Source organism: Nocardia sp. NPDC052001, from assembly GCF_040680615.1.
GTDB lineage: Bacteria > Actinomycetota > Actinomycetes > Mycobacteriales > Mycobacteriaceae > Nocardia.
In genome coordinates this window covers 1,286,988-1,307,815 of the sequence record NZ_JBFAXC010000001.1, presented here as the reverse complement: position 1 = coordinate 1,307,815, position 20,828 = coordinate 1,286,988, and the positions used below count along the sequence as shown (strand labels likewise).

Sequence of the window (20,828 nt, the reverse complement as noted above, 5' to 3'; positions counted from 1 at the left end):
TCCTTTTCAGAAGGATCGACATTTACAACGGCATAGGCAGACTGTGAATCAATTTGACCGCCTCGGTAATTGCCGTCGGATCGGTATTCGGCAACACCCCATGCCCCAAATTGAAAATATGCCCCTTGGCTCCCAAGGTAATTGCCTCATCAGCTTCCCGAGCGATCCGAAGAATCTCCGACTCGATAGCCGCCGACCCCGCGAACAACACGGCCGGATCCAGGTTGCCCTGCAACGCTTTTCCGGGCCCGACCCGCCGCACGGCGTCATTGAGCGGAATCCGCCAGTCCACACCGACCACGTCGGCCCCGGCTTCGCCCATGGCGCCCAACAGCTCTCCGGTCCCCACGCCGAAGTGAATGCGCGGAATCCCCGCCGACGCCACCTCCGCGAACACCCGCTGCGAATGCGGGAACACGTACTCCCGGTACTGGGCGAGCGTCAGCGCACCCGCCCACGAGTCGAACAGCTGCACCGCGTCCACCCCGGCCGCGATCTGCGCCTGCAGGAACTCGATGGTGATATCGGTCAGTACGCCCAGCAGCTCATGCCAGGTCTCCGGATCGGCGAGCATCATCGCCTTGGTGCGCTCGTGGTTCTTGCTCGGCCCGCCCTCCACCAGATAGGAGGCCAGGGTGAACGGGGCACCCGCGAAACCGATCAGCGGCACCTCGCCGAGCGCGTCGAGCAGCAGCCCGATACCGGCGGTCACCGCGCCGACCTCCTCGGCGCGGAGACGCGGCAGCGCGCGGACGTCGGCGACGGTGCGCACCGGATTCGCGACCACCGGGCCGACCCCGGGCACGATGTCCAGATCGATCCCGGCAGCCTTCAGCGGAACCACGATGTCCGAGAACAGGATTGCCGCGTCGACATCGTGTCGCCGGATCGGCTGCATGGTGATCTCGCACACCAGTTCCGGATCGAAGCATGATTCGAGCATGCCGATACCGGCGCGCAGTTCGCGGTACTCCGGTAGCGAACGCCCTGCCTGGCGCATGAACCACACCGGACGACGATGCGGCACACCACCCGAGGCGGCTACTAGAAGGGGCGCGTCGGTCAGCTGGCGGCGGATGTGAGTGCTCATCACCGCTCATCGTAAAGGCCCCGGGCGGCGCGCCTCTCACTACACCGCGCCGGGTAGGTCTACCGTCCTCATACGTGACACCGCTCGACTTCCGCGACGGCGCCGCACCGACCCCAGAGCCAGAAGAACCCATCGGGTTCCGTGCCGCGGTCGATGCGATGGGAACCGCAACCGTGCATCCTCGGATCGAGCTAGCTCCGATCCGCCCGCCGCAGCGCTTGGCGCCGTACTCCTACGCACTAGGTGCGGAAGTCACGCGGCCCGATACGAATGTGGTTCCCGTCGACTCCGACGGGGACGCCTTCGGGCGGCTCATCCTGCTGCACGACCCGGACGGGCAGGAAGCCTGGCACGGGGTGTTCCGGTTGGTCGCCTATATACAGGCCGATATCGATTCCGCGCTCGCCGCCGATCCGCTGCTGCCCGAGGTGGCCTGGAGCTGGCTGGTGGACGCGCTCGAATCGCGCACCCCGTTCACCGCGCTGGGCGGCACCGTCACCTCCACCTCCTCGGTGCGGTACGGCGATATCGCGGGACCGCCGCGCGCGCATCAACTCGAACTGCGGGCCTCCTGGACCGTCGGCGACAGTGAGATGCGGTCGCACGTGGAAGCCTTCTGCGAGGTCCTCGCGTACGCCGCCGGACTGCCGCCCGCGGGCGTTACCCGGCTGGATGTCCGGCACGACGACGGCGATTCCGACTAGTCCCGTACGAGAACACCTGTACCGCAACGAAATCGATCCGGGGCCATTACGATTCCCAACAGCCCGGCCCCGAGTCGAGGTCCACCGTTTCGCCGACGTGACGCGGATCGCCCCTGTCCTACCCGTAGAGTTCAAGACCATGTCCGTACCAGAAGAGCCCGAAGCCACTGCCGCGGTACCGTTGCTCGCGCCAGTGGAGGGTGTGCCGCCGGTATTGGACAGTGCTGCCGAAATCACGGACGCCGCGAGCCGCTTGGCCGCCGGTACCGGGCCGCTCGCGGTCGACGCCGAACGCGCCTCCGGATTCCGCTACTCCAATCGCGCCTACCTGATTCAGTTGCGGCGCGCGGGCTCGGGCTCCTTCCTCATCGATCCGATTCCGCTCGACGGAGATCTGGAACCGCTGGCGGACGCCATCAACGGCCTGGAATGGGTGCTGCATTCGGCCGATCAGGATCTGCCCGGACTCGCCGAACTCGGGCTCTATCCGGCCAAGCTGTTCGATACCGAACTCGGTGGACGGCTCGCCGGATATGAGCGCGTCGGGCTCGCGGCCATGGTGGAGAACCTGCTCGGGCGCGAACTGCGCAAGGGGCACGGGGCCGCCGATTGGTCGACCCGGCCGCTGCCCGACGACTGGCTGAACTATGCCGCGCTCGATGTGGAACTGCTGCTCGAACTCCGGGACGCGGTCGCGCTCGAGCTCGATGAGCAGGGCAAGACCGATTGGGCGGCACAGGAATTCGAGCACGTCCGCAATGCCGAACCGTCCGCGCCCAAATCGGATAGATGGCGGCGCACCTCCGGAATCCACACGCTGCGCCGCACCCGGCAGCTCGGTATCGTCCGCGAACTCTGGACCACCCGCGACCGCCTGGCCCGCCTGCGCGATGTCGCCCCGGCCCGCATCCTGCCGGACTCCGCGATCGTGGCGGCCGCCAATGGCGAACCCAAATCCATCGCACAGCTGCGCGCCCTGCCCGTGTTCGGCGGACCCCGGCAGCGCCGCTACTCCCGGGAATGGCTCGGCGCGATCGAACGCGCCCGGGCGCTTCCGGAATCCGAACTTCCCCCGCTCACGCAGCCCTTCGACGGCCCGCCCCCGGTCAACCGCTGGGAACGCCGCGATCCGGCCGCCGCGGCCCGCCTGCAGCGCGCCCGCTCGGCGATGAGCGACCTCTCCACCGAGGTCTCGGTCCCCATCGAGAATCTGCTCACCCCCGATCTGCTGCGCCGCATGTGCTGGGACGGCCTCCCCCGCACCGCCAGCAACGGCGAAGCCCCGGCCCTGATCGACGACTTTCTCTCGGCCGGCGGCGCTCGCCCCTGGCAGCGGGAACTCGCGGTCCCCCGCCTCGCGGAAGCGCTCTACCCGGCCGAAGAGAAGGATTGACGTTCCCCCGTCATCCCGGATGACGGAGGGTCAGTCCTCGAAAACAGGTGGTCTGCGGTCGCGGCGAGCCCGGATTGCCTCGTCGAAATTCTCGGTGGTGAGGCGGACGTACAGCTGGGCGGTGCCCTCGTGCTGCATATGGGATTCGAAGCTGCTCGCTTCCAGGCCACTCCACAGCATGCGCTTGGTGAGTTCGGTGCCGACTCGGCTCCAGCGGATGATCTGATCCGCCGTGTCGTAGGCCGCTTCCAGGAGTTTGTCGGCCGGGACAACGCGCGAGACTATGCCGATGCGTTCGGCTTCGGCGGCATCCACGTCACGGCCGGTGAGCATGATTTCGAAGGCCCGAGTGGTGCCGACCACGCGGGGCAGCAAGTAGCTGATGCCGAGTTCGGCCGAGGTGAGGCCGTTATTGATGCCCGCGGCGCGGAAGTAGGCGTCCTCCGAGGCGATTCGGATATCCGTGCCGACCGCGAGGCAGAAGCCGCCACCGATGGCCGCGCCGTTGATGGCGCTGATCACCGGCTGATGCATGCGGCGGATGGTGAGCATCACGTTATTGAGCAGTTCCATCGAGCGGCGGGCGACCGTGGTTTTGGTCAAGCCCTCGACACCGGGGACGCGGCCCGCGTGTTGTAGATCCGCACCGGAGCAGAAACCGTGGCCCGCGCCGGTGAGCACCACCACGCGCACATCATTGTCGGCAGCGACCGCCTCCAGGGTTTCGCGGAGCGGGATCATGACATCGAAGGCCATGGCATTCATCCGGTCCGGGCGGTTGAGCGTCACCAGGGCGATCCCCGGGCGCGGCTTCTCGACCAGTACGAAGGCGGGATCGCTCGACGCTGGGCCATCTACGGACATGCAAGACTCCTGACCGAAAACTGTAACCGGTTCTAGAATCTACGCGAGATGCGCTGCGGCGTATATGAAAAGCCGCGGAGACGAGAGAGCGGACGACATCCGGAGATATCGCCCGCCCGGCTCGAACAGTTCAGCTCGAGAACAACCCGCTATTCCGCGACCGCCCGCGCGGTGGCGCGAACCGCCTTACCGCCCTCGGCTTCGGACATCGCGATATCCGCCTCGGCGCTGTCACCGAGCCAGCCGTGCACGCGCTGCGCGATATCGCCCGGCGTCAAACCCAGATCGTGATGGATCTGCGCACGCTTGGCGTGATCCAGGAACTGCTGCGGCACACCGAGATCGCGCGTGGCGACATCGACTCCGGCCGAGCGCAACCGCGCCGATACAGTGCTGCCGATACCGCCGTGCAGGCCGCTGTCCTCCAAAGTGACCACCAGCCGGTAATTCTCGGCCAGCTTCACCACGGTGTCCGATACCGGCAGCACCCAGCGCGGATCGACGACCGTGACCGAAACCCCTTCGGCCGACAGCAGATCCGCGACCTTCAAGGCCAATTCGGCGAACGCGCCGACCGCGACCAGCAGCACATCGCCGCGCGCGGACTGCGCACCGGAGTCCTCGCCCTGCGGCAGGCGCAGCACATCCACGCCCTCGAAGCGCTCGACGGCGGAAATATCCTCCGACACAGTGCCCTTCGGGAAGCGAATCGCGGTGGGGCCGTCGCTGATGTGCACGGCCTCGCCCAATTCCTCACGCAGCGTGGCCGCATCGCGCGGGGCTGCCACGCGAATACCGGGCACGATGCCGAGCACCGAGAAATCCCACATGCCGTTGTGCGAGGCACCGTCGTCACCGGTGATACCGGCGCGGTCCAGCACCAATGTCACGGGCAGTTTCAGCAGCGCCACATCCATCAGCAGCTGATCGAAGGCGCGGTTCAGGAATGTGGAGTAGATGGCCACCACCGGATGCAGCCCGCCCAGCGCCATACCGGCCGCGGAGGTCATGGCGTGCTGTTCGGCGATGCCGACGTCGAACATGCGCTCCGGGAAGCGTTTTCCGAACGCGGACAGACCGGTCGGACCGGGCATGGCGGCGGTAATGGCGACGATATCGTCCCGCTGCTCGGCCTGCTCGATGAGCTCCTTGGAGAACACCGAGGTCCAACTGGTGCCCGGGGAACCGCCGACCGGCTCACCGGTCTCCGGGTCGATGCGGTTGATGGCGTGCATCTGATCGGCCACATGGTCTTCGGCGGGCTTGTAACCGCGACCCTTCTGCGTGACCACGTGCACCACCACCGGACCGCCGAAATCCTTGGCGCGCCGCAGCGCGGCCTCCAGGGCGACGGTGTCGTGCCCGTCGACCGGGCCGACATACTTCAGCCCCAGATCGCCGAACAGCTCCTGCGGTGCGACGGCATCCTTTATGCCCGTCTTCAACGCGTGCAGCATCGAATAGGCCGAATCCCCCACGCGCGGAATGGACTGCACGATGCGCTTGGTGGCGTCCAGGGCCTGCTCGTACGCGGGCTGCATGCGCAACCCGGCCAGCCGCTCGGCGAGACCGCCGATGGTCGGCGCGTAGGAGCGCCCATTGTCATTGACCACCACGACAACCGAACGGTCCTGCCCGGCGGCGATATTGTTCAACGCCTCCCAGCACATACCGCCGGTCAGCGCGCCGTCGCCGACGACCGCGACCACACTGCGCTTCTGCCTGGTGAGCCCGAACGCCTTGGCCAGACCGTCCGCATAGGACAGTGAGGCCGACGCGTGCGAGGACTCGACCCAGTCGTGCGGGCTCTCGGCGCGGCACGGGTAGCCCGACAGGCCACCTTCCTTGCGCAGCGTGTCGAACCCGTCCTTACGACCGGTGAGGATCTTGTGCACATAGGCCTGATGCCCGGTATCGAAGATGATCGGATCGGCCGGCGAATCGAAGATCCGATGCAGCGCGATGGTCAGCTCCACGACGCCGAGGTTCGGACCCAGGTGCCCGCCGGTGACGGCGACCTTCCGCACCAGGAACTCGCGAATCTCCTCGGCCAATTCGCGCAGCTCCGGTATCGAAAGCCGACGCAGGTCCTCGGGCATGTCGACCCGGGAAAGCACTCCCACGGCTATTGCTCCCTCCGGATGTCTCCTGTGATTGCAACAGTCTACGGAGACCTGACCGGCCCCCAACGCCAGGAACTGAACTCCACCTGCGACATCCGCAATAGATGTGAGGCTCCACACACATTACCCGGATACAGTGGCCCCGTGGTCCCCCCAATTCCGGCCACTATCGGCCCAGGTCGCGTGTCGCACGGTGTGGTGGCGCGCATCATCGACGAAGTGTACGAATTGTGCCGTTCCGATATGTCCGGTGAGCTGGCCGACTACATCCCGGAACTCGCGGCGGTGGAACCGGATTCATTCGGCATCTGCCTGGCTACGGCCGACGGCCAGGTGTACGGCAGCGGAGACCTGGACACCTGCTTCACGATTCAGTCGATCTCCAAACCCTTCACCTACGCACTGGCATTGGCCGATCGCGGCATCGCCGCCGTGGCCGAGCGCATCGACGTGGAACCCACCGGGGAACCGTTCAATGAAATCAGTCTGGACCCCAAGACACAGCGACCGCGCAATCCGATGATCAACGCGGGCGCGATCGCGTCCGCGGGGCTCGTCGACGGTCGGGACGCGGCCGACCGATTCGCTCGGATACAACGCAGCTACGGCCGATTCGCCGGACGTGAGCTGCGGCTCAACGAGGCCGTCTACGCCTCCGAGGCGCGCACCGGATATCGCAATCGCGCCATCGGCTATCTGCTGCGCGGAGCCGGAATCATCGACGGCGATCCGGACGAGGTGGTGGACCGCTACTTCCGGCAGTGCTCCATCGACGTCACCTGCCGCGACCTCGCCATCATGGCCGCGACGCTGGCCAACAACGGTGTGAATCCCTTAACGCACGAACGCGCGCTGTCCCGGCCGCTGGTCGAGCAAGTGCTCAGCGTCATGACCACCTGCGGGATGTACGACGCGGCGGGCGACTGGGTGACCACCGTCGGGCTACCCGCCAAAAGCGGTGTGGGCGGCGGCATTCTGGCGGTGCTGCCCGGTCAGATCGGCATCGCCGTGTACTCACCGCGATTGGACGCGCACGGCAGCAGCGTGCGCGGAGTCAAGGCGTGCCGGGAACTCTCGCATCGGCTGGGACTGCACTTCCTGCATGTGACCCGGGCCGCGCACACCGCGATCCGCACCGCGTACACCGTCGCCGAAGCGCCCTCGCGATTGCGCCGCGACGCCGACGAATTGGACGTGCTGCGCCAATGGGGTGAGCGCGCACAGATATTCGAACTGCACGGCGATCTGCTGTTCGCGGGCGCGGAATCCACGGTGCGGGCGGTGGAGGCGGTCTCGACCGGCGGCGAACTGGAAGCGCTGGTGCTGGATCTGCGCGAGGTCGCCGATGTGAGCGAGATCGCGGTCCGCATGCTCGATGATCTACAGGCCGAACTCGCCGCCGCCGGATGCCGGGTGGCGCTGGTCGATCCGGAAGCCAAACTCGGGCATATGGAATCGAGCCTGGATCCGGCCGATCCGCGCGGGCGGGTGTTCGCCGATCGCGACAGCGCCACCGAATGGTGCGAACAACTCATCATCGACAAATACCGGCCCGAGGATTGCACACCCTCGGCGGCATTGCGGATAGAACAGCATCCGGCGCTGGCCGATCTACCCGATGAGGAAAGACAGCGCCTCGCCAAGGAATTCGAAATCCGCACCATCGCGCGCGGGGAACGCATCATCGCCCGGGACAGTCCGCGCGCCGGACTGTTCCTGATTCTCGACGGGCGGGTGCGGGTGAGTTTCGAAGACCGCGACGGCCGTAGGCATCGGCTCATATCCCTGTCCCCCGGAATGTCATTCGGTGAGATCTCGCTGTTGACCAGCGTTCGATTCAGCAATGACATCTACGCCGAGAACACGGTTCGCCTGGCGGTACTGTCCCCGGACAAATTCGATGAACTGACCCGTCAGGCACCGGAGGTAAAACTCGCACTGCTGGAACGCCTCGCCACCGCCGCCTACGCCCAGGCCGATGCCGCCGTGCGCGCGCTCGCGGCACACGGCGGTGTCTGAGCGCGCCGAACCGGGCAGCACACCCGCCGTCGGTAGCATCGGGGTGCCCCGACCGCTATCGAGGAGGACGCCGTGCCAAGCACCGGAATCGACACCGGCAACATCACCATCTACGGTTCCGGAAGTGCCAGCGGCACACCGGATCTCATGCGCGTGACCATGTCGATCGAGACCAAGGCCGATACGGTCGCGCTCGCCTACGCGGCGGCCGGGGAGCGCACGAATTCGCTCATCGAATCGCTGCGCGCCGATGGGGTGCCGGGCCGGGATATTTCGACCAGCGGGCTGACGGTGCGCACCGATACGGTGTGGACCGAGGCCAATCGGGAGCAGGTCGTCGGGTATGTCGCGAGCACCTCGCTGACGGTGACGCTGCGGGATATCGCCGCATCCGAGAAAGCCGACGCGAACAATGGTCCGGCGGCGATCATCGCGCACGCGGTGGACGCGGGCGGAAATGACGTCCGGCTGGGCGGGCTCACGCTGACGGTGAGTGATCCCGAGGCACTGCTCACCCTCGCCCGCGATGCCGCCTGGGATCACGCCCTGGACAAGGCGCAGCAGTACGCGCGCCGGGCGGGCCGCACCCTCGGCCCGGTGCTGGAGATCACCGAGGACACCTCCGGCCCCTCGATCCCCATGCCCCGCATGGCTTTCGCCGCCGCCAAGAGCGATATGGCCGGAGCCCCGCCAATTCCCGTGGAACTCGGTGAAAGTGAACTCAACGCCACGATCAAGGTCACCTGGCAACTGAGCTGAACCACGGCCGGTGGTCAGAACTCGATATGCGAAAGCAGGGTGGCGGCGCGGGTCGCGGTGAGTTGGATGCGGAAGCGGGTGGCGTCGGCTCTGGTTCGGTGGGGGTACGGGTTGAGCGAGGTGAGCAGGCGGAGGTCGCGGAGTAGGCGGGTGCCCTCGCGGACCGAGAGGCGGGCGGTGTCGATGAGGTGGCGGACGTTCTTGGTGCTGTCCAGGTCCTGGGTGCCCGCGGCGTAGGCGGTGAGATGGTCCAGCGCGGATCTCAGGTGTTCCTCGCAGGCGGTGTAGTCGCGGCGGGCGTACGCCTTGCTCGCCTGCTGTAGCTGTTCCAAAGGTGTTTGCTGACTGCGCAATTCGAGTTCGGTCTCGATCAGGGCCAGTTCCTCGGCCAGGGCGACCGGGAGGCGGTGCGTGGGTCTGAGGCGGCAGCGCAGGGTGGCGTCCGGGGCGGTGCCGCCGACGGTTTCGATGCGCAGCTGGTAGCCGTCGACCAGCAGCGCGGCGCGCAGGGTGCTCAGCCACGGCGGAAGTTGTTTGCGCTCCAGGGATTCCCCGCGCAGGAACTTCTGCGCGGTCACCTCGACCAGATTCAGCAGTGCCTGATCGGCGTCCGCATTACCGGCCAGCGCCGCCATGCGCGCACCGTAGACGGGGGTGACCAAACGGCCCCAATAACTATCGCTGTTGACCCACATCTCCACGGTGTACTCGGGACGCTTGAGGTCGACGCTCAGGAGCAGGCCCTCGAGGGAGTAGAACTTGGCTTGATCCCCGTAGATCAGTTCCACCACCGACGCGAGCGTCGGGTCGGACAGCGTAGTCATGACCGCTATCTTGGCGGATGCCCGATAGTGGGTGCAGCACGGCCCGCTTCCGGCGGGCAACCGGAGACGGACTCTGCCGCAATACGATCCGGGTCAGCGCTCCAGCACCGCGATGCACTCGATATGGTGGGTGCCCGGAAAAGCGTCGAAGACGCGCAGGCCAGCGGGGTTGTACCCGGCGCCGCGATAGAGCCCGAGGTCACGAGCGAAAGCCGCTGGATCGCAACCGATATGGACAATTCGGCGCGGGCCGCGTTCGGCCAGTGCCGCGATGACCTCCTTGCCCGCACCCGCGCGCGGCGGGTCCAGGACCACCACATCCGGTGCGGTAGCGGGCTGTTCGACGATCCAGCGCTCCACCCGCTCGGCCCGCAGCTCCACCCACGGCAGATCTCGCAGCGCCGCTTTACCTTCGGTGACGGCGGTACGCGCGAACTCCACGCCGTGCACCGCGCCGCCCGGCCCGACCTGCTCGGCCAGCCGTGCCGCGAACACCCCGACACCGCTGTAGAGATCCCACGCCAGCGCATCGGACGCGGCATCGGACCACTCGGCCACCACATCCGAATACCGTTGCGCGGCACCGTAATGCGGCTGCCAGAACCCGGTGGCGGACAGCTCGAACCGGCGACCGGACACATACTGCACGGTCCGGCCGCTGCCATCGATGACGCGTTCGGCGCGCGGACCGCTCGCAGCCGCACGGCGAGCAGCAGTACTACTGCGATCGCCACCGTGCCCGCCGCCCTGGCGGCCACCACGCCGATCCCCGCCACGACCCGCGCGCCCGCGCGCCTGCCGACCGCCGCGCTCGGACTCCACCGGAGCCAACTCGATCAGATGCCGCATCCCGTCACCGTCAACGGCCACAACAAGATCCGCACCCGGCGTCCACTTGCGATCGGCGATACCCTCCATCGCCCCGGCCACCGGCTGCGGACACCGCAGGTCCGCGATCACATCCGTGCTGCGATAGCGATGCACCCCGGCGCGACCATTCGCATCCACCACCAATCGCACCCGAGACCGCCAACCGGCCGTATAAGACTGCGGCGCAATCACACCCGATGGCCGGTCCGGTGCACCGAACTCCGGGCCTCCGAGAATAGGAGCACCCCTTCCGATCCCGGCATCATCACCTGGCCCGGAGAGGAAATCGCGTACCCGTCCCGCCGCAATGCCCTTCAACCGGCCTGCGGCAAGGCCGCTTCCACGGCCGGGCGCGGTGGCACCCGCGCGACCCGCTTCGGTGTCCTCGCCATAGGCCGCCACGGCTCCTCGAACCCTGATCGCGGCGCTGCCCCGCACTCCCCCTACGGCACCGGGTCTGGCACCCGCGGAGCCGGTCGCCGGGAGCAGAGGGGCCGCCGCGCCGTACGCCGGTGCCGGAATCACCTCGACCTCGAAGTCCGGCTCCCAGTCGGCGAGTCGGCGCAGCTGCTCGGAGACCACCGTGGCCTTGAGGGCGCGCTGGCCCTCCGGGCTGGCGTGCGCGAAATCGCAGCAGCCCGCACCACCCGGACCGGAGACCGGGCAGGTGGGGTCGATGCGATCCGCCGAGGGCTCCAGGATTTCGACGGCGTCGGCGCGGCAGAAGGATCCGCCGCGATCCTCGGTGACCTGTGCGCGCACCAGTTCGCCGGGCAGACCGTGGCGCACGAAGAGAACTCGGCCCTCATGGCGGGCCACGCAGAAGCCGCCGTGGCCGGGCGGGCCGAGCCGAACCTCCAGAATCGAACCGCGCCAGTCCTCTCGGCTCACTACTCGTCTCCGAATCCGCGCCGGACCGAACCGGGCGCATTGACTTCACGACCCGCACGGGCCTTGACCGATGAACTGAGCTGCCACGGCACCGAGGTCACCATGACGCCGGGCTCGAACAGCAGGCGGCCCTTGAGCCGCAACGCACTCTGGTTGTGCAGCAACTGTTCCCACCAGTGGCCGACCACGTATTCGGGGATGAACACGGTCACCACATCGCGCGGGGAATCCTTGCGCACCCGCTTCACGTAATCCACCACCGGCTTGGTGATCTCACGATACGGCGATTCGATCACCTTGAGCGGCACCGAGATATCGCTGCGCTCCCACTCCCGCACCAGCGCGCGAGTATCGGGCTCATCGACATTGACGGTGATGGCCTCGATGGTGTCCGGCCGGGTGGCGCGCGCGTAGGCGATGGCCCGCTTGGTGGGCAGATGCAGTTTGGACACCAGCACGATGGAATGCGTGCGGCTGGGCAGCACACCGTCCCATTCGGTCTCGTCCAGCTCGCGCGACACCGTGTCGTAGTGCCGCCGAATCAGTTTCATGATGCCGAAGATGGCCGCCATGGTGACGATCGCGATCCACGCGCCCGCCAGGAACTTGGTGATCAGCACGATCACCAGCACGGTGGCGGTCATGGTGAGACCGACCGCGTTGATCACCCGCGAGCGCTTCATGCGCATGCGCTGCGCCGGATCGGTCTCGGTGCGCAGCAGGCGCGTCCAATGCCGCAGCATGCCGGTCTGGCTCAGCACGAACGAGACGAACACGCCCACGATGTACAGCTGGATGAGCTTGGTCACCTCGGCCCCGAACAGCACCACGAACGCGATGGCGGCGCCCGCCAGGAAGATGATGCCGTTGCTGAACGCCAGCCGATCACCGCGGGTGTGCAGCTGGCGCGGCAGGAACCGATCCTGCGCCAGGATCGATCCCAGCACCGGGAAACCGTTGAACGCGGTATTGGCCGCCAGCACCAGGATCAGCGCCGTGACGATGGTGATGAAGTAGAACCCGGCCGGGAAGCCGTGGAACACCGCGCCCGCCAACTGCGCGACGAGGGTCTTCTGCTCGTAGCCCGCGGGCGCGCCGATCAGATCCGCGGTGTTGTGCGCGTAGACGATGCCGACCTTCTGCGCCAGCACGATCATCGAGATGAACAGCGACACCGCGATGACACCGAGCAGCAGCAGCGTGGTCGCGGCATTGCGCGACTTCGGTTTCCGGAAGGCGGGCACACCGTTGCTGATGGCCTCCACACCGGTCAGCGCGGCACAGCCGGAGGAGAACGCGCGGGCGATGAGGAAGACGAACGCCAGCCCCATCAAATGCTCGTCCTCGGCCTTCAACTCGAATCCGTAGGACTCCGCGTGCACCTGATCGCCGAGCACCTCGATCCGGAAGAACCCCCAGATGAGCATGAGGAACATGCCGATCATGAACGCATAGGTCGGAATCGCGAACGCGGTGCCCGATTCCCGGACACCGCGCAGATTGATAGCGGTCAGAATCACAATCGCCGCGACCGCGAACAACACCTTGTGCGTGGAGACGAACGGCACCGCGGAACCGATATTCGACGCCGCCGAGGAAATCGACACCGCCACCGTCAGCACATAATCCACCAGCAGCGCACTGCCGACGGTGAGACCGGCCGTCGGCCCGATGTTCTTGGTGGCGACCTCGTAATCACCGCCCCCCGAGGGATAGGCGTGCACATTCTGCCGATAACTGGCCACCACGACCGCCATTACCAGCGCGACCGCCAAACCCACCCAGGGCGCGTAGGTGTAGGCGGAAAGCCCGGCCACCGACAGCACCAGGAAGATTTCCTCGGGCGCGTATGCCACCGATGACAAAGCATCGGAGGCGAAGACCGGGAGCGCGATTCGCTTGGGCAGCAGGGTGTGCCCCAGGGAATCACTACGGAATGGGCGGCCAACCAGCATGCGCTTGGCGGCCGTCGTCAACTTCGACACTTTGGTGAGCATAAGGGAGTGCGCGACCCGTCGCGTCCACGGCGCGGCACGTTGGGGTGACGGACCGTAGTGTGGCGCGTGAAAGCTCACGTTCCGGTTTGGATACCGGCCGGAGGGGGAAAATGCCTCGGGAAAAACTCGAGCGGTACGGTAACCAGACCGCACACCACGGTTTTCGGGAATGGGGTTCGCACGGTGTACGTAGTGATCATGGGGTGTGGACGAGTGGGGTCCTCACTCGCCCGGGCCCTGGTCCGCATCGGCCACGAGGTCGCGGTGATCGATCAGAATTCGAGTGCCTTCCTGCGACTGGGCCGTGATTTCCCCGGATTGTGCATCACCGGAGTCGGATTCGACCGGGATGTCCTGACCCGCGCGGGCATCGAACGCGCGGGCGCGTTCGCGGCCGTGTCCTCCGGCGACAACTCGAACATCATCTCCGCACGCGTGGCCCGCGAGACCTTCGGCATCGAGCGCGTGGTCGCGCGTATCTACGACGCCAAACGCGCCGCCGTATACGAGCGCCTGGGCATTCCGACCATCGCCACCGTGCCCTGGACCACCGATCGCTTCCTGCGCACGCTGGTGGCCGATCAATCCACCACCACCTGGCGAGATCCCACCGGCACCGTCGCGGTGACCGAGATCCCGCTGCACGAGGAGTGGTACGGCCGCACGGTCACCTCGCTGGAGAGCACCATCGGCGCGCGCGTGGCCTTCCTGATCCGCTTCGGCCAGGGCGTACTGCCGAACTCCAAAACGCTGCTGCAGGCCGATGACACCGTCTACATCGCCGCCACCTCCGGCACCGTCGGTGAAGCCGTCGCGCTGGCCGGTAACGCCCCCGCTAGCGAGGACTGACTCATGAAGGTAGCCATTGCGGGCGCCGGCGCCGTCGGCCGATCCATCGCCCAGGAGCTATTGCGCGGCGGGCATCAGGTGATGCTGCTCGAACGCCGCCTCGATCACATCGATCCCACCGCCGCGCCCACCGCGGTCTGGACGCACGCCGATGCCTGCGAGCTGGCCACGCTCGAAGAGGCCGGGCTGGAATCGTACGACGTGGTCATCGCCGCCACCGGCGATGACAAAGTCAATCTGGTGTTCGCCCTGCTCGCCAAGACCGAATTCGGGGTCGGCCGGGTGGTCGCGCGGGTGAACGATCCACGCAATGAATGGCTGTTCGATTCGTCGTGGGGTGTGGACGTCGCCGTCTCCACGCCGCGACTGCTGGCCTCACTGGTCGAGGAGGCCGTCTCGGTGGGTGATCTGGTGCGGCTGATGACCCTGCGCCAGGGTCAGGCCAATCTGGTCGAGATCACCCTGCCCAGCGATACGCCGTTGGCGGGCAAGGCCGTTCGCACGTTGAAGCTGCCGCGCGATGCCGCGCTGGTCACCATTCTGCGCGGCGGCCGGGTCATCGTGCCGCAGGCCGATGATCCGCTGGAAGGGTCGGACGAACTGCTGTTCGTCACCTCCGTGGAGGCCGAGGACGATCTTCGGAAAGCCCTCGGCGTCAACGGTTTCGGCAGCCCGGTCGGCGTAACCGCCTGATACCTGCCTTCCCGGGCGGCCGTCACGGTTTACGACGCCGCCCGGAGTTCGGCGCGCAGCTTGTTGAGCGCGCGGTGCTGCATCACTCGCACCACGCCCGGGCTGGTGCCGATGGCCTCCGCGGTCTGCGCCGCGGTCCACCCCAGCACGATGCGCATGACCAGCACCTCGCGATGGGTCGGAGCCAGCACCTTCATGAGTTCCCTTGTGGCGGCCCGGGTTTCGGACTGCAACGCCCGCTCCTCCGGTCCGGCCTCGGTATTCGGCTCATCCGGGAACTCCGCGACCGGGTACGCCGGGTGCAGCTGCGCCCGGCGGAACGCGTCGGCGACCTTATTGGCCGAGATGCCGTACACGAACGCCAGGAACGACTTGCCCTGATCCCGGTAGCGCGGGATGGCCTGCACGGTCGCCAGGCAAATCTCCTGTGCCACATCGTCGGCCGTCACGTGCAGGTGCCCCGCACCGCCCATGCGCGCCGCGCAGTAGCGCCGCACCAGGGGGTAGACGATCTTGAGAATCTCCGAGACCGCCGCCCGGTCACCCGCGGCGGCGGGGCCGATCAGCTTCTCCAATTCCGCTGCGGCACGCCGGGATTCCGTCGTCGCCGCCGTGGTGCCGTTCTTGGTTCCCCGCCCCGCCGAATGCCTGCGCGCGGCGGCCGTTGTCTGCACCGCGGTCCCGAGCCCCTCAACACGGTCCTGCGCTGCCACTGCCTTGCCGTCGGTAATCAACTCCGCGATCCTTTCGCCGTATCGTTCATAACGATCCTGCGATGATCGGGGCCTGGGAAATAGGCACCCCAGGGGTGGGTTGGTCACCCCCTTGACAACACCGATTCCCCCGAAGGTGTTGCGCGGCGGGCGTTCAGCGCGATAAGTCGCTGGTAGCGGGTCAGTTCCCGGCAGACCCGGCGGTCTCGGACGATTCGGCCGATTCGACCGTCTTCGCACGATTCACGGGCAGATGCCCGGCCTTGCGAACCGCCCACACCGTCACCACCAGCGCGACAGCGGTCAACGGCCAGCCCATGGCCAGCCGCGCCACCGCCAGCAGACCGGTGCTGTTGGCCGCGTACAGGTGGTTCTGCACCAGATAGCGGGCGCCGAACACCACCGCCCACACCACGGTCGCCAGATCGTAGAGCCGCATGGCCCGGCGATCCGAACGCCAATCGGTGCCGTGCCCGTTCAGCACACCCCAGATGACACCCGCCAAAGGCCAGCGCACCACCAGCGACACCAGGAACGCGCCCGCGTACACCAGGCTCGCGTAGATGCCGAACAGGAAGAAACCCTTGGCCTCACCCATGCGGTAGGCGATGAACGCGCACACGCCGACACCGAGGAAACCGGAGATAGCGGGCTGAATCGGACCGCGCCGCACCAGACGCCAGATGAGAATCGCGGTGGCCACACCGAGCGCGGCCCAAATGGCCGTGGTGAGCCCGCGCAGCGAATTCACCGGTACGAAAACCAGTACCGGCAGGGAGGAGTAAATCAGCCCGCTGAAACCGCCGAGCTGTTCGAGCAGGGTCTGCTCGACCGCTTCCTCCTGCAGCTCTTCCAATTCCTCGCGGACACCGTGCGGCTGCTGCACCGCGTACTGCTCGGTCACGGCCTCGGTGAGTTCGGCCTCACGCGCGGCGAACTCGGCCGCGAAGCCGTCCTCCAGCTCGCGAGGGGCACCGGTGGGCGCACGGTGATCGTCATTGCTGCTGGCAGGTATCGGCATAGGTGTCAGGAGTTCCCGCGAAGTTCGTAGTAGGGGTTGAAAATGACCTTGCCGCCATCACGCTCGCCGACCCGGCCGCGGACCAGGATACGACGCCCCGGTTCGATCCCCGGGATGCGACGCCTGCCGATGAACACCAGGTTCACACTGTCGGTGCCGTCGAAGAACTCGGCCTCCACCTCGGCCCCGCCCGACTTCGGACAGGCCTCGACACTGCGGAGGCGGCCCAGCATGGTGACTTCCTCACCGCGGCGACACTCCGATGCCCGGCACGCGCCCGACGCTTCCGACGTCTCGGCGAGTTCCTCGGCATCCAAACGATCCAGGTCCTCCGTCAGGCGCCGGCTCAAACGCCGGAAATACCCTGACGGGAAGTCCTTTCCACCCGAGGATGGCATCTCGCACGCTCTCCTGATAGACCCTCACGGCGTGGGTCGCACGTCGCTCGATTCTTTCCACTTAACCGGAGGGTTACCCCCTGGCTGCGGATGTACACCGCCACTGTAGAGGTCACGGCCCGCACCCGCCACGCGCGCCCGTCCCAGTACGCTCGCCGGGTGCCAGATCTCCCCCATCCGGCGGTCGCCGTCGCCCTGCCCGGAACCGGCTCCGACGCCCATTTCGCCCGCCGGGCCTTCGGATCCGCCTGCGCCGCACTGGATATCCCGTTCCATCCGGTCGATCCGGACCCCCGGCGCGTCATCGACAGCTACCACGCCGCCCTGGACGCCGCCGCGCGCTCGGGGCCCATACTGATCGCGGGCATCTCCCTCGGCGCGGCGGTTGCTGTGCATTGGGCCGCACGACATCCGGAATCGGTCTACGGCGTGGTCGCGGCACTCCCGGCCTGGACCGGGGCGGATACCACCGGCTGCCCGGCGGCGCTGAGCGCAGCCGCCACCGCCTCGGCGCTGCGCGCGGACGGCATCGACGCCGTCATCGACATCATGCAAGCGTCCAGCCCCGCCTGGCTCGCCGAGGCCCTCACCCGGTCCTGGCGCTCGCAATGGCCGGACCTGCCCTCGGCGCTCGACGAAGCCGCCGGATACCACTGGCCGGAACCGGAGTTGTTGAGCAGCATCACAGTCCCGGTCTCGCTGGTCGGGGCGATCGATGATCCGGTGCACCCGATCGCGGTCGCCGAACGCTGGGCCACTCTCATTCCCTCGAGCGAGTTGCACCACATCACCCTCGACGAACTCGGCGCGGACCCGGCCGTGCTCGGTCAGCGCGGCCTCGCGTCCCTCATTCCCCGCGGTATCGCCAGCAGCTGAATCCGCACCGGCGGCCCCGCCATCCCCACAACATACGAACGGCCTTCGCGCTCTCGGGCTCGAGGTGCGCGAAGGCCGTTGTCGTGCTTGATGATTCGGGTTACTGCAAACCCAGCTGCTGCATGGCCGAGCCCTCCGCGCCGCGACGCGGTTCCGCGTCGGGGGCCGGAACGCCGGGCTGCGGGCCACCCTGGAGCGCGGCGAGCTGCGCGGCAACGGCCTGCTGCTGCGCGGCCAGCTGCTGCTGGTGCGCGGCGGCGAGCTGATCCGCCAGCTCCTGGGGTAGGACCACCGGCAGCGGTTCGCGCACCGGCAGCGGCTCATCGCCGCGGCGCACGATGGTCTCGCTCATGATCGCGCGGGCCGCGGCGACCAGAGGCTGGCTCTCCGAGGCCGCACCGGAGGGACCGGCCGCGACCAGGCGCACCATCCAACGATGTCCGTCGACGCCGATGAAGCGCAGGTCCGCACCGTCGGTGACGGCGTGCAGTTCGCGACCCCACGGCCCGTTCTGCACCGATACCTGCGCGCCGTCCTTGCGCAGCGTCTCGGCGAGATCGGCTGCGACCGAACGCCATTGGCCCGCCGATTTGGGCGCGGCGTACGCGGCGACGGTGATGCGGCCGTGCTCGGTGGCCAGGTGCACCGCCTGCGGCGTGCCGTCGGGGGTCATCTCGACCTGCAACTGCCCGCCCGGGGGCACCGGCACGATGACCGACCCGAGATCCAGTCGCTGCTCGGCGACATCCTCGAGCTGATCGACCACGTCCTCGTAGTTGTACGGGCCGACCTTGGAGCCGCGCTCGGGCACCCGGAACGAATCGGTGTCGAATTCCGAGGAGAACTCCGAAGCCGGTGCGGCGTACTCGGGTTCGCCGTAGCCCTCGGCCTCGTACTCCACGTCATCGTCGTAGTCGTCGTACTCGGTGTATTCGCCCTCGTACCGGCCCGCGTCGTCCGCGTCACCCTTGCGCTTCTTGCGTCCGAACATCGTTATGCCTCCTTGCCGGCTGTTCTACCCGCCCCGCCGGACTGCGCGGTCAGGCTGGCATGCCCACCGCTCGATCCGTATCCTCCTGCGCCCCGCTCGGTTTCGTCGAGCGTGTCGACCTCGGCGAAGTCGACCAGTTCGACCCGCTGCACCAGCAGCTGGGCGATCCGGTCACCGCGCCGGAGCTCGATGGGAGTACGTAAATCATGATTGATCAGGCAGACCTTGATCTCACCGCGGTACCCCGCGTCGACCGTGCCGGGGGTGTTGACGACCGACAGGCCGTGCTTGGCCGCGAGTCCCGACCGCGGATGGATCAAACCGACCGTGCCGATCGGAAGCGCGATCGCGATGCCGGTACCGACCAGCACGCGTTCCCCCGGTTCGATGATGACGTCCTCGGTGGTGCACAGGTCCACCCCGGCATCGCCCTCGTGAGCGCGCGTGGGTACGGGCATGCCGGCATCGAGCCGCAGCAGGGAGATAGGAGGAATTCCGGTCACGTGCGCCGAGCCTACGCGTTCACCCCCGCTGCCATTGACCTAGTCTGATGTCGTGTCCGACCAGCCCCCTCAGGTGACCATGGAACCTCAGCAGCAGACCACGCCCCTCTACTCCGAGCGCCTGTGGGTGCCGCTGTGGTGGTGGCCCGTCGGCTTGGCCGTCACCGGCCTGCTGGCAGCCGAAATCCACATGGGCGCACCGGGAATCCGGGCGTGGCTGCCGTATGTGCTGCTTTTCCCCATCCCCGTATGGGTGCTGCTGTGGATGTCGCGGCACCGGGTCGAAGTGGCCCGCGACAGTGCTGGAACCCCCGAATTGCGGATCGACACCGCCCATCTCCCGGCCACTTTCGTGAAACGGGCGGCGGGTGTGCCGACCAGTGCGAAGAGCGCGGCCCTGGGTCGACAACTCGACCCGGCCGCCTATGTCCAGCACCGCGCCTGGATCGGCCCGATGCTGCTACTCGTGCTCGATGACCCGGACGACCCGACACCGTACTGGTTGGTCAGTACGCGCCGGCCCGAACGAATCATGGAAGCCCTGGGCGTCCAGAACGCGGCTACTCAGTAACTGCCTGGAACCCCGGAGATCCCTTGCCGCGCTCGGCGAACCGAGCGCGGGCTGACGGATATTTCCTGCTCAGGGCTGTGTGACCTGGTATCAGGCCGCGCAGTCCATGCAAATCAGCTGCCCGCCGGCCTCATTGGCCAGCCGGCTGCGGTGGTGCACCAGGAAGCAGCTGGAACAGGTGAACTCATCGGCCTGCTTCGGGATGACCCGAACCGAGAGCACCTCCTCCGAAAGATCCGCGCCGGGAAGCTCGAACGACTCCGCGGTATCGGATTCGTCGATATCCACGACGGCGGACGCGGCCTCGTTGCGACGAGCCTTCAGCTCCTCGAGCGAGTCCTCCGACACTTCGTCGGTTTCGCTACGCCTCGGTGCGTCATAGTCGGTTGCCATGTCGTCTTCCCCTCGTCCTTACTCCGTATATCCCGGACCGGCTCGATCCGGACCCGATTCCTGCCGGAATCGAACCGGGGTTTGCCGCCCCGCCCGTGGTGTACGCCACACGTACACCTGTCACCGATCCGGCCGGATGCTCCTGGTCCGCACCTGATCGCGCTCGGTCAACGCAGGACATGCCCTTGTTGTTCCCGAAATCGAACCCCCGATTCAACCCGGGCGATACGATCTGGGCCGCCAGACAATAGCGGACCCCGGGACAAAAGTCGCAATCAAAACACAC

At 67.2% G+C, this 20,828-nt stretch carries 20 protein-coding genes and 1 pseudogene; 8 read left to right on the top strand and 13 right to left on the bottom strand.

Annotation, left to right across the window (positions count from 1 at the left end):
• Positions 1-22: 22 nt before the first annotated feature.
• Complete coding sequence (hemE, locus tag AB0L82_RS06120; protein ID WP_364631742.1) at positions 23-1,090, bottom strand: uroporphyrinogen decarboxylase; 1,068 nt, start codon at positions 1,088-1,090, stop codon at positions 23-25.
• 74 nt (positions 1,091-1,164) lie between these two features.
• On the opposite strand from hemE, the gene AB0L82_RS06115 reads away from it, so the two are divergent.
• Entirely contained in the window at positions 1,165-1,794 is a 630-nt protein-coding gene (locus AB0L82_RS06115) for a DUF3000 domain-containing protein (RefSeq protein WP_364631738.1), read from the top strand.
• A gap of 139 nt (positions 1,795-1,933) precedes the next feature.
• Complete coding sequence (locus AB0L82_RS06110) at positions 1,934-3,187, top strand: ribonuclease D (protein WP_364631735.1); 1,254 nt, start codon at positions 1,934-1,936, stop codon at positions 3,185-3,187.
• A gap of 30 nt (positions 3,188-3,217) precedes the next feature.
• Here AB0L82_RS06110 and AB0L82_RS06105 read toward each other — a convergent pair whose 3' ends face one another.
• Together AB0L82_RS06105 and dxs are read right to left on the bottom strand one after the other, a co-directional pair.
• Positions 3,218-4,051 (bottom strand): enoyl-CoA hydratase, encoded by an 834-nt coding sequence (locus AB0L82_RS06105; RefSeq protein ID WP_364631732.1) that lies wholly within the window; start codon positions 4,049-4,051, stop codon positions 3,218-3,220.
• Positions 4,052-4,200: 149 nt separating this feature from the next.
• Positions 4,201-6,174: a 1-deoxy-D-xylulose-5-phosphate synthase gene (gene dxs, locus AB0L82_RS06100; protein WP_364631729.1), complete on the bottom strand. Its 1,974-nt coding sequence runs from the start codon at positions 6,172-6,174 to the stop codon at positions 4,201-4,203.
• A 144-nt stretch (positions 6,175-6,318) separates the two neighbouring features.
• Here dxs and glsA point away from each other — a divergent pair, with 144 nt between their 5' ends.
• Complete coding sequence (glsA, locus tag AB0L82_RS06095; RefSeq protein ID WP_364631726.1) at positions 6,319-8,193, top strand: glutaminase A; 1,875 nt, start codon at positions 6,319-6,321, stop codon at positions 8,191-8,193.
• A 72-nt stretch (positions 8,194-8,265) separates the two neighbouring features.
• Complete coding sequence (locus AB0L82_RS06090) at positions 8,266-8,952, top strand: SIMPL domain-containing protein (RefSeq protein WP_364631723.1); 687 nt, start codon at positions 8,266-8,268, stop codon at positions 8,950-8,952.
• A 14-nt stretch (positions 8,953-8,966) separates the two neighbouring features.
• On the opposite strand, the gene AB0L82_RS06085 is transcribed toward AB0L82_RS06090, so the two are convergent.
• The 4 genes and pseudogenes from AB0L82_RS06085 to AB0L82_RS06070 all read right to left on the bottom strand — a co-directional run bounded on the left by AB0L82_RS06085 (position 8,967) and on the right by AB0L82_RS06070 (position 13,522).
• The gene (locus AB0L82_RS06085; RefSeq protein ID WP_364631720.1) at positions 8,967-9,776 is read right to left on the bottom strand and encodes a hypothetical protein; all 810 of its coding nucleotides are present in this window, start codon (positions 9,774-9,776) and stop codon (positions 8,967-8,969) included.
• 93 nt (positions 9,777-9,869) lie between these two features.
• Positions 9,870-11,048: a class I SAM-dependent RNA methyltransferase gene (locus AB0L82_RS06080; protein ID WP_364632816.1), complete on the bottom strand. Its 1,179-nt coding sequence runs from the start codon at positions 11,046-11,048 to the stop codon at positions 9,870-9,872.
• Between the two features lie 114 nt (positions 11,049-11,162).
• Positions 11,163-11,537: pseudogene (locus AB0L82_RS06075) on the bottom strand (TRAM domain-containing protein); the annotation flags it as partial.
• On the bottom strand, positions 11,537-13,522 hold the full coding sequence (locus tag AB0L82_RS06070) for an APC family permease (RefSeq protein ID WP_364631716.1): 1,986 nt from the start codon (positions 13,520-13,522) through the stop codon (positions 11,537-11,539). The gene AB0L82_RS06070 and the pseudogene AB0L82_RS06075, both read right to left, overlap by 1 nt.
• A 195-nt stretch (positions 13,523-13,717) precedes the next feature.
• On the opposite strand from AB0L82_RS06070, the gene AB0L82_RS06065 reads away from it, so the two are divergent.
• Together AB0L82_RS06065 and AB0L82_RS06060 are read left to right on the top strand one after the other, a co-directional pair.
• Positions 13,718-14,383, top strand: coding sequence for a TrkA family potassium uptake protein (locus tag AB0L82_RS06065; protein WP_364631713.1), 666 nt, complete (start codon positions 13,718-13,720; stop codon positions 14,381-14,383).
• Positions 14,384-14,386: 3 nt separating this feature from the next.
• Positions 14,387-15,076 (top strand): TrkA family potassium uptake protein, encoded by a 690-nt coding sequence (locus AB0L82_RS06060; protein ID WP_364631710.1) that lies wholly within the window; start codon positions 14,387-14,389, stop codon positions 15,074-15,076.
• 29 nt (positions 15,077-15,105) lie between these two features.
• On the opposite strand, the gene AB0L82_RS06055 is transcribed toward AB0L82_RS06060, so the two are convergent.
• The 3 genes from AB0L82_RS06055 to AB0L82_RS06045 all read right to left on the bottom strand — a co-directional run bounded on the left by AB0L82_RS06055 (position 15,106) and on the right by AB0L82_RS06045 (position 17,208).
• Complete coding sequence (locus tag AB0L82_RS06055; protein ID WP_364631707.1) at positions 15,106-15,810, bottom strand: sigma-70 family RNA polymerase sigma factor; 705 nt, start codon at positions 15,808-15,810, stop codon at positions 15,106-15,108.
• Positions 15,811-15,970: 160 nt separating this feature from the next.
• Positions 15,971-16,636, bottom strand: a complete 666-nt coding sequence (locus tag AB0L82_RS06050; RefSeq protein ID WP_364632814.1) for a DUF3159 domain-containing protein — start codon at positions 16,634-16,636, stop codon at positions 15,971-15,973.
• A 179-nt stretch (positions 16,637-16,815) separates the two neighbouring features.
• On the bottom strand, positions 16,816-17,208 hold the full coding sequence (locus AB0L82_RS06045) for an OB-fold nucleic acid binding domain-containing protein (protein WP_364631704.1): 393 nt from the start codon (positions 17,206-17,208) through the stop codon (positions 16,816-16,818).
• A 159-nt stretch (positions 17,209-17,367) separates the two neighbouring features.
• Here AB0L82_RS06045 and AB0L82_RS06040 point away from each other — a divergent pair, with 159 nt between their 5' ends.
• Positions 17,368-18,084: an alpha/beta hydrolase gene (locus AB0L82_RS06040; RefSeq protein WP_364631701.1), complete on the top strand. Its 717-nt coding sequence runs from the start codon at positions 17,368-17,370 to the stop codon at positions 18,082-18,084.
• Positions 18,085-18,184: 100 nt separating this feature from the next.
• On the opposite strand, the gene AB0L82_RS06035 is transcribed toward AB0L82_RS06040, so the two are convergent.
• Together AB0L82_RS06035 and dut are read right to left on the bottom strand one after the other, a co-directional pair.
• Complete coding sequence (locus AB0L82_RS06035; protein WP_364631698.1) at positions 18,185-19,075, bottom strand: DUF3710 domain-containing protein; 891 nt, start codon at positions 19,073-19,075, stop codon at positions 18,185-18,187.
• A 2-nt stretch (positions 19,076-19,077) separates the two neighbouring features.
• Entirely contained in the window at positions 19,078-19,578 is a 501-nt protein-coding gene (dut, locus tag AB0L82_RS06030; protein ID WP_364631695.1) for a dUTP diphosphatase, read from the bottom strand.
• A gap of 79 nt (positions 19,579-19,657) precedes the next feature.
• On the opposite strand from dut, the gene AB0L82_RS06025 reads away from it, so the two are divergent.
• The gene (locus AB0L82_RS06025) at positions 19,658-20,149 is read left to right on the top strand and encodes a DUF3093 domain-containing protein (protein WP_364632812.1); all 492 of its coding nucleotides are present in this window, start codon (positions 19,658-19,660) and stop codon (positions 20,147-20,149) included.
• A gap of 90 nt (positions 20,150-20,239) precedes the next feature.
• Here the strand turns inward: AB0L82_RS06025 and AB0L82_RS06020 are convergent, their stop codons facing one another.
• Entirely contained in the window at positions 20,240-20,542 is a 303-nt protein-coding gene (locus AB0L82_RS06020) for a DUF4193 domain-containing protein (RefSeq protein WP_067566805.1), read from the bottom strand.
• Positions 20,543-20,828 lie beyond the last annotated feature (286 nt).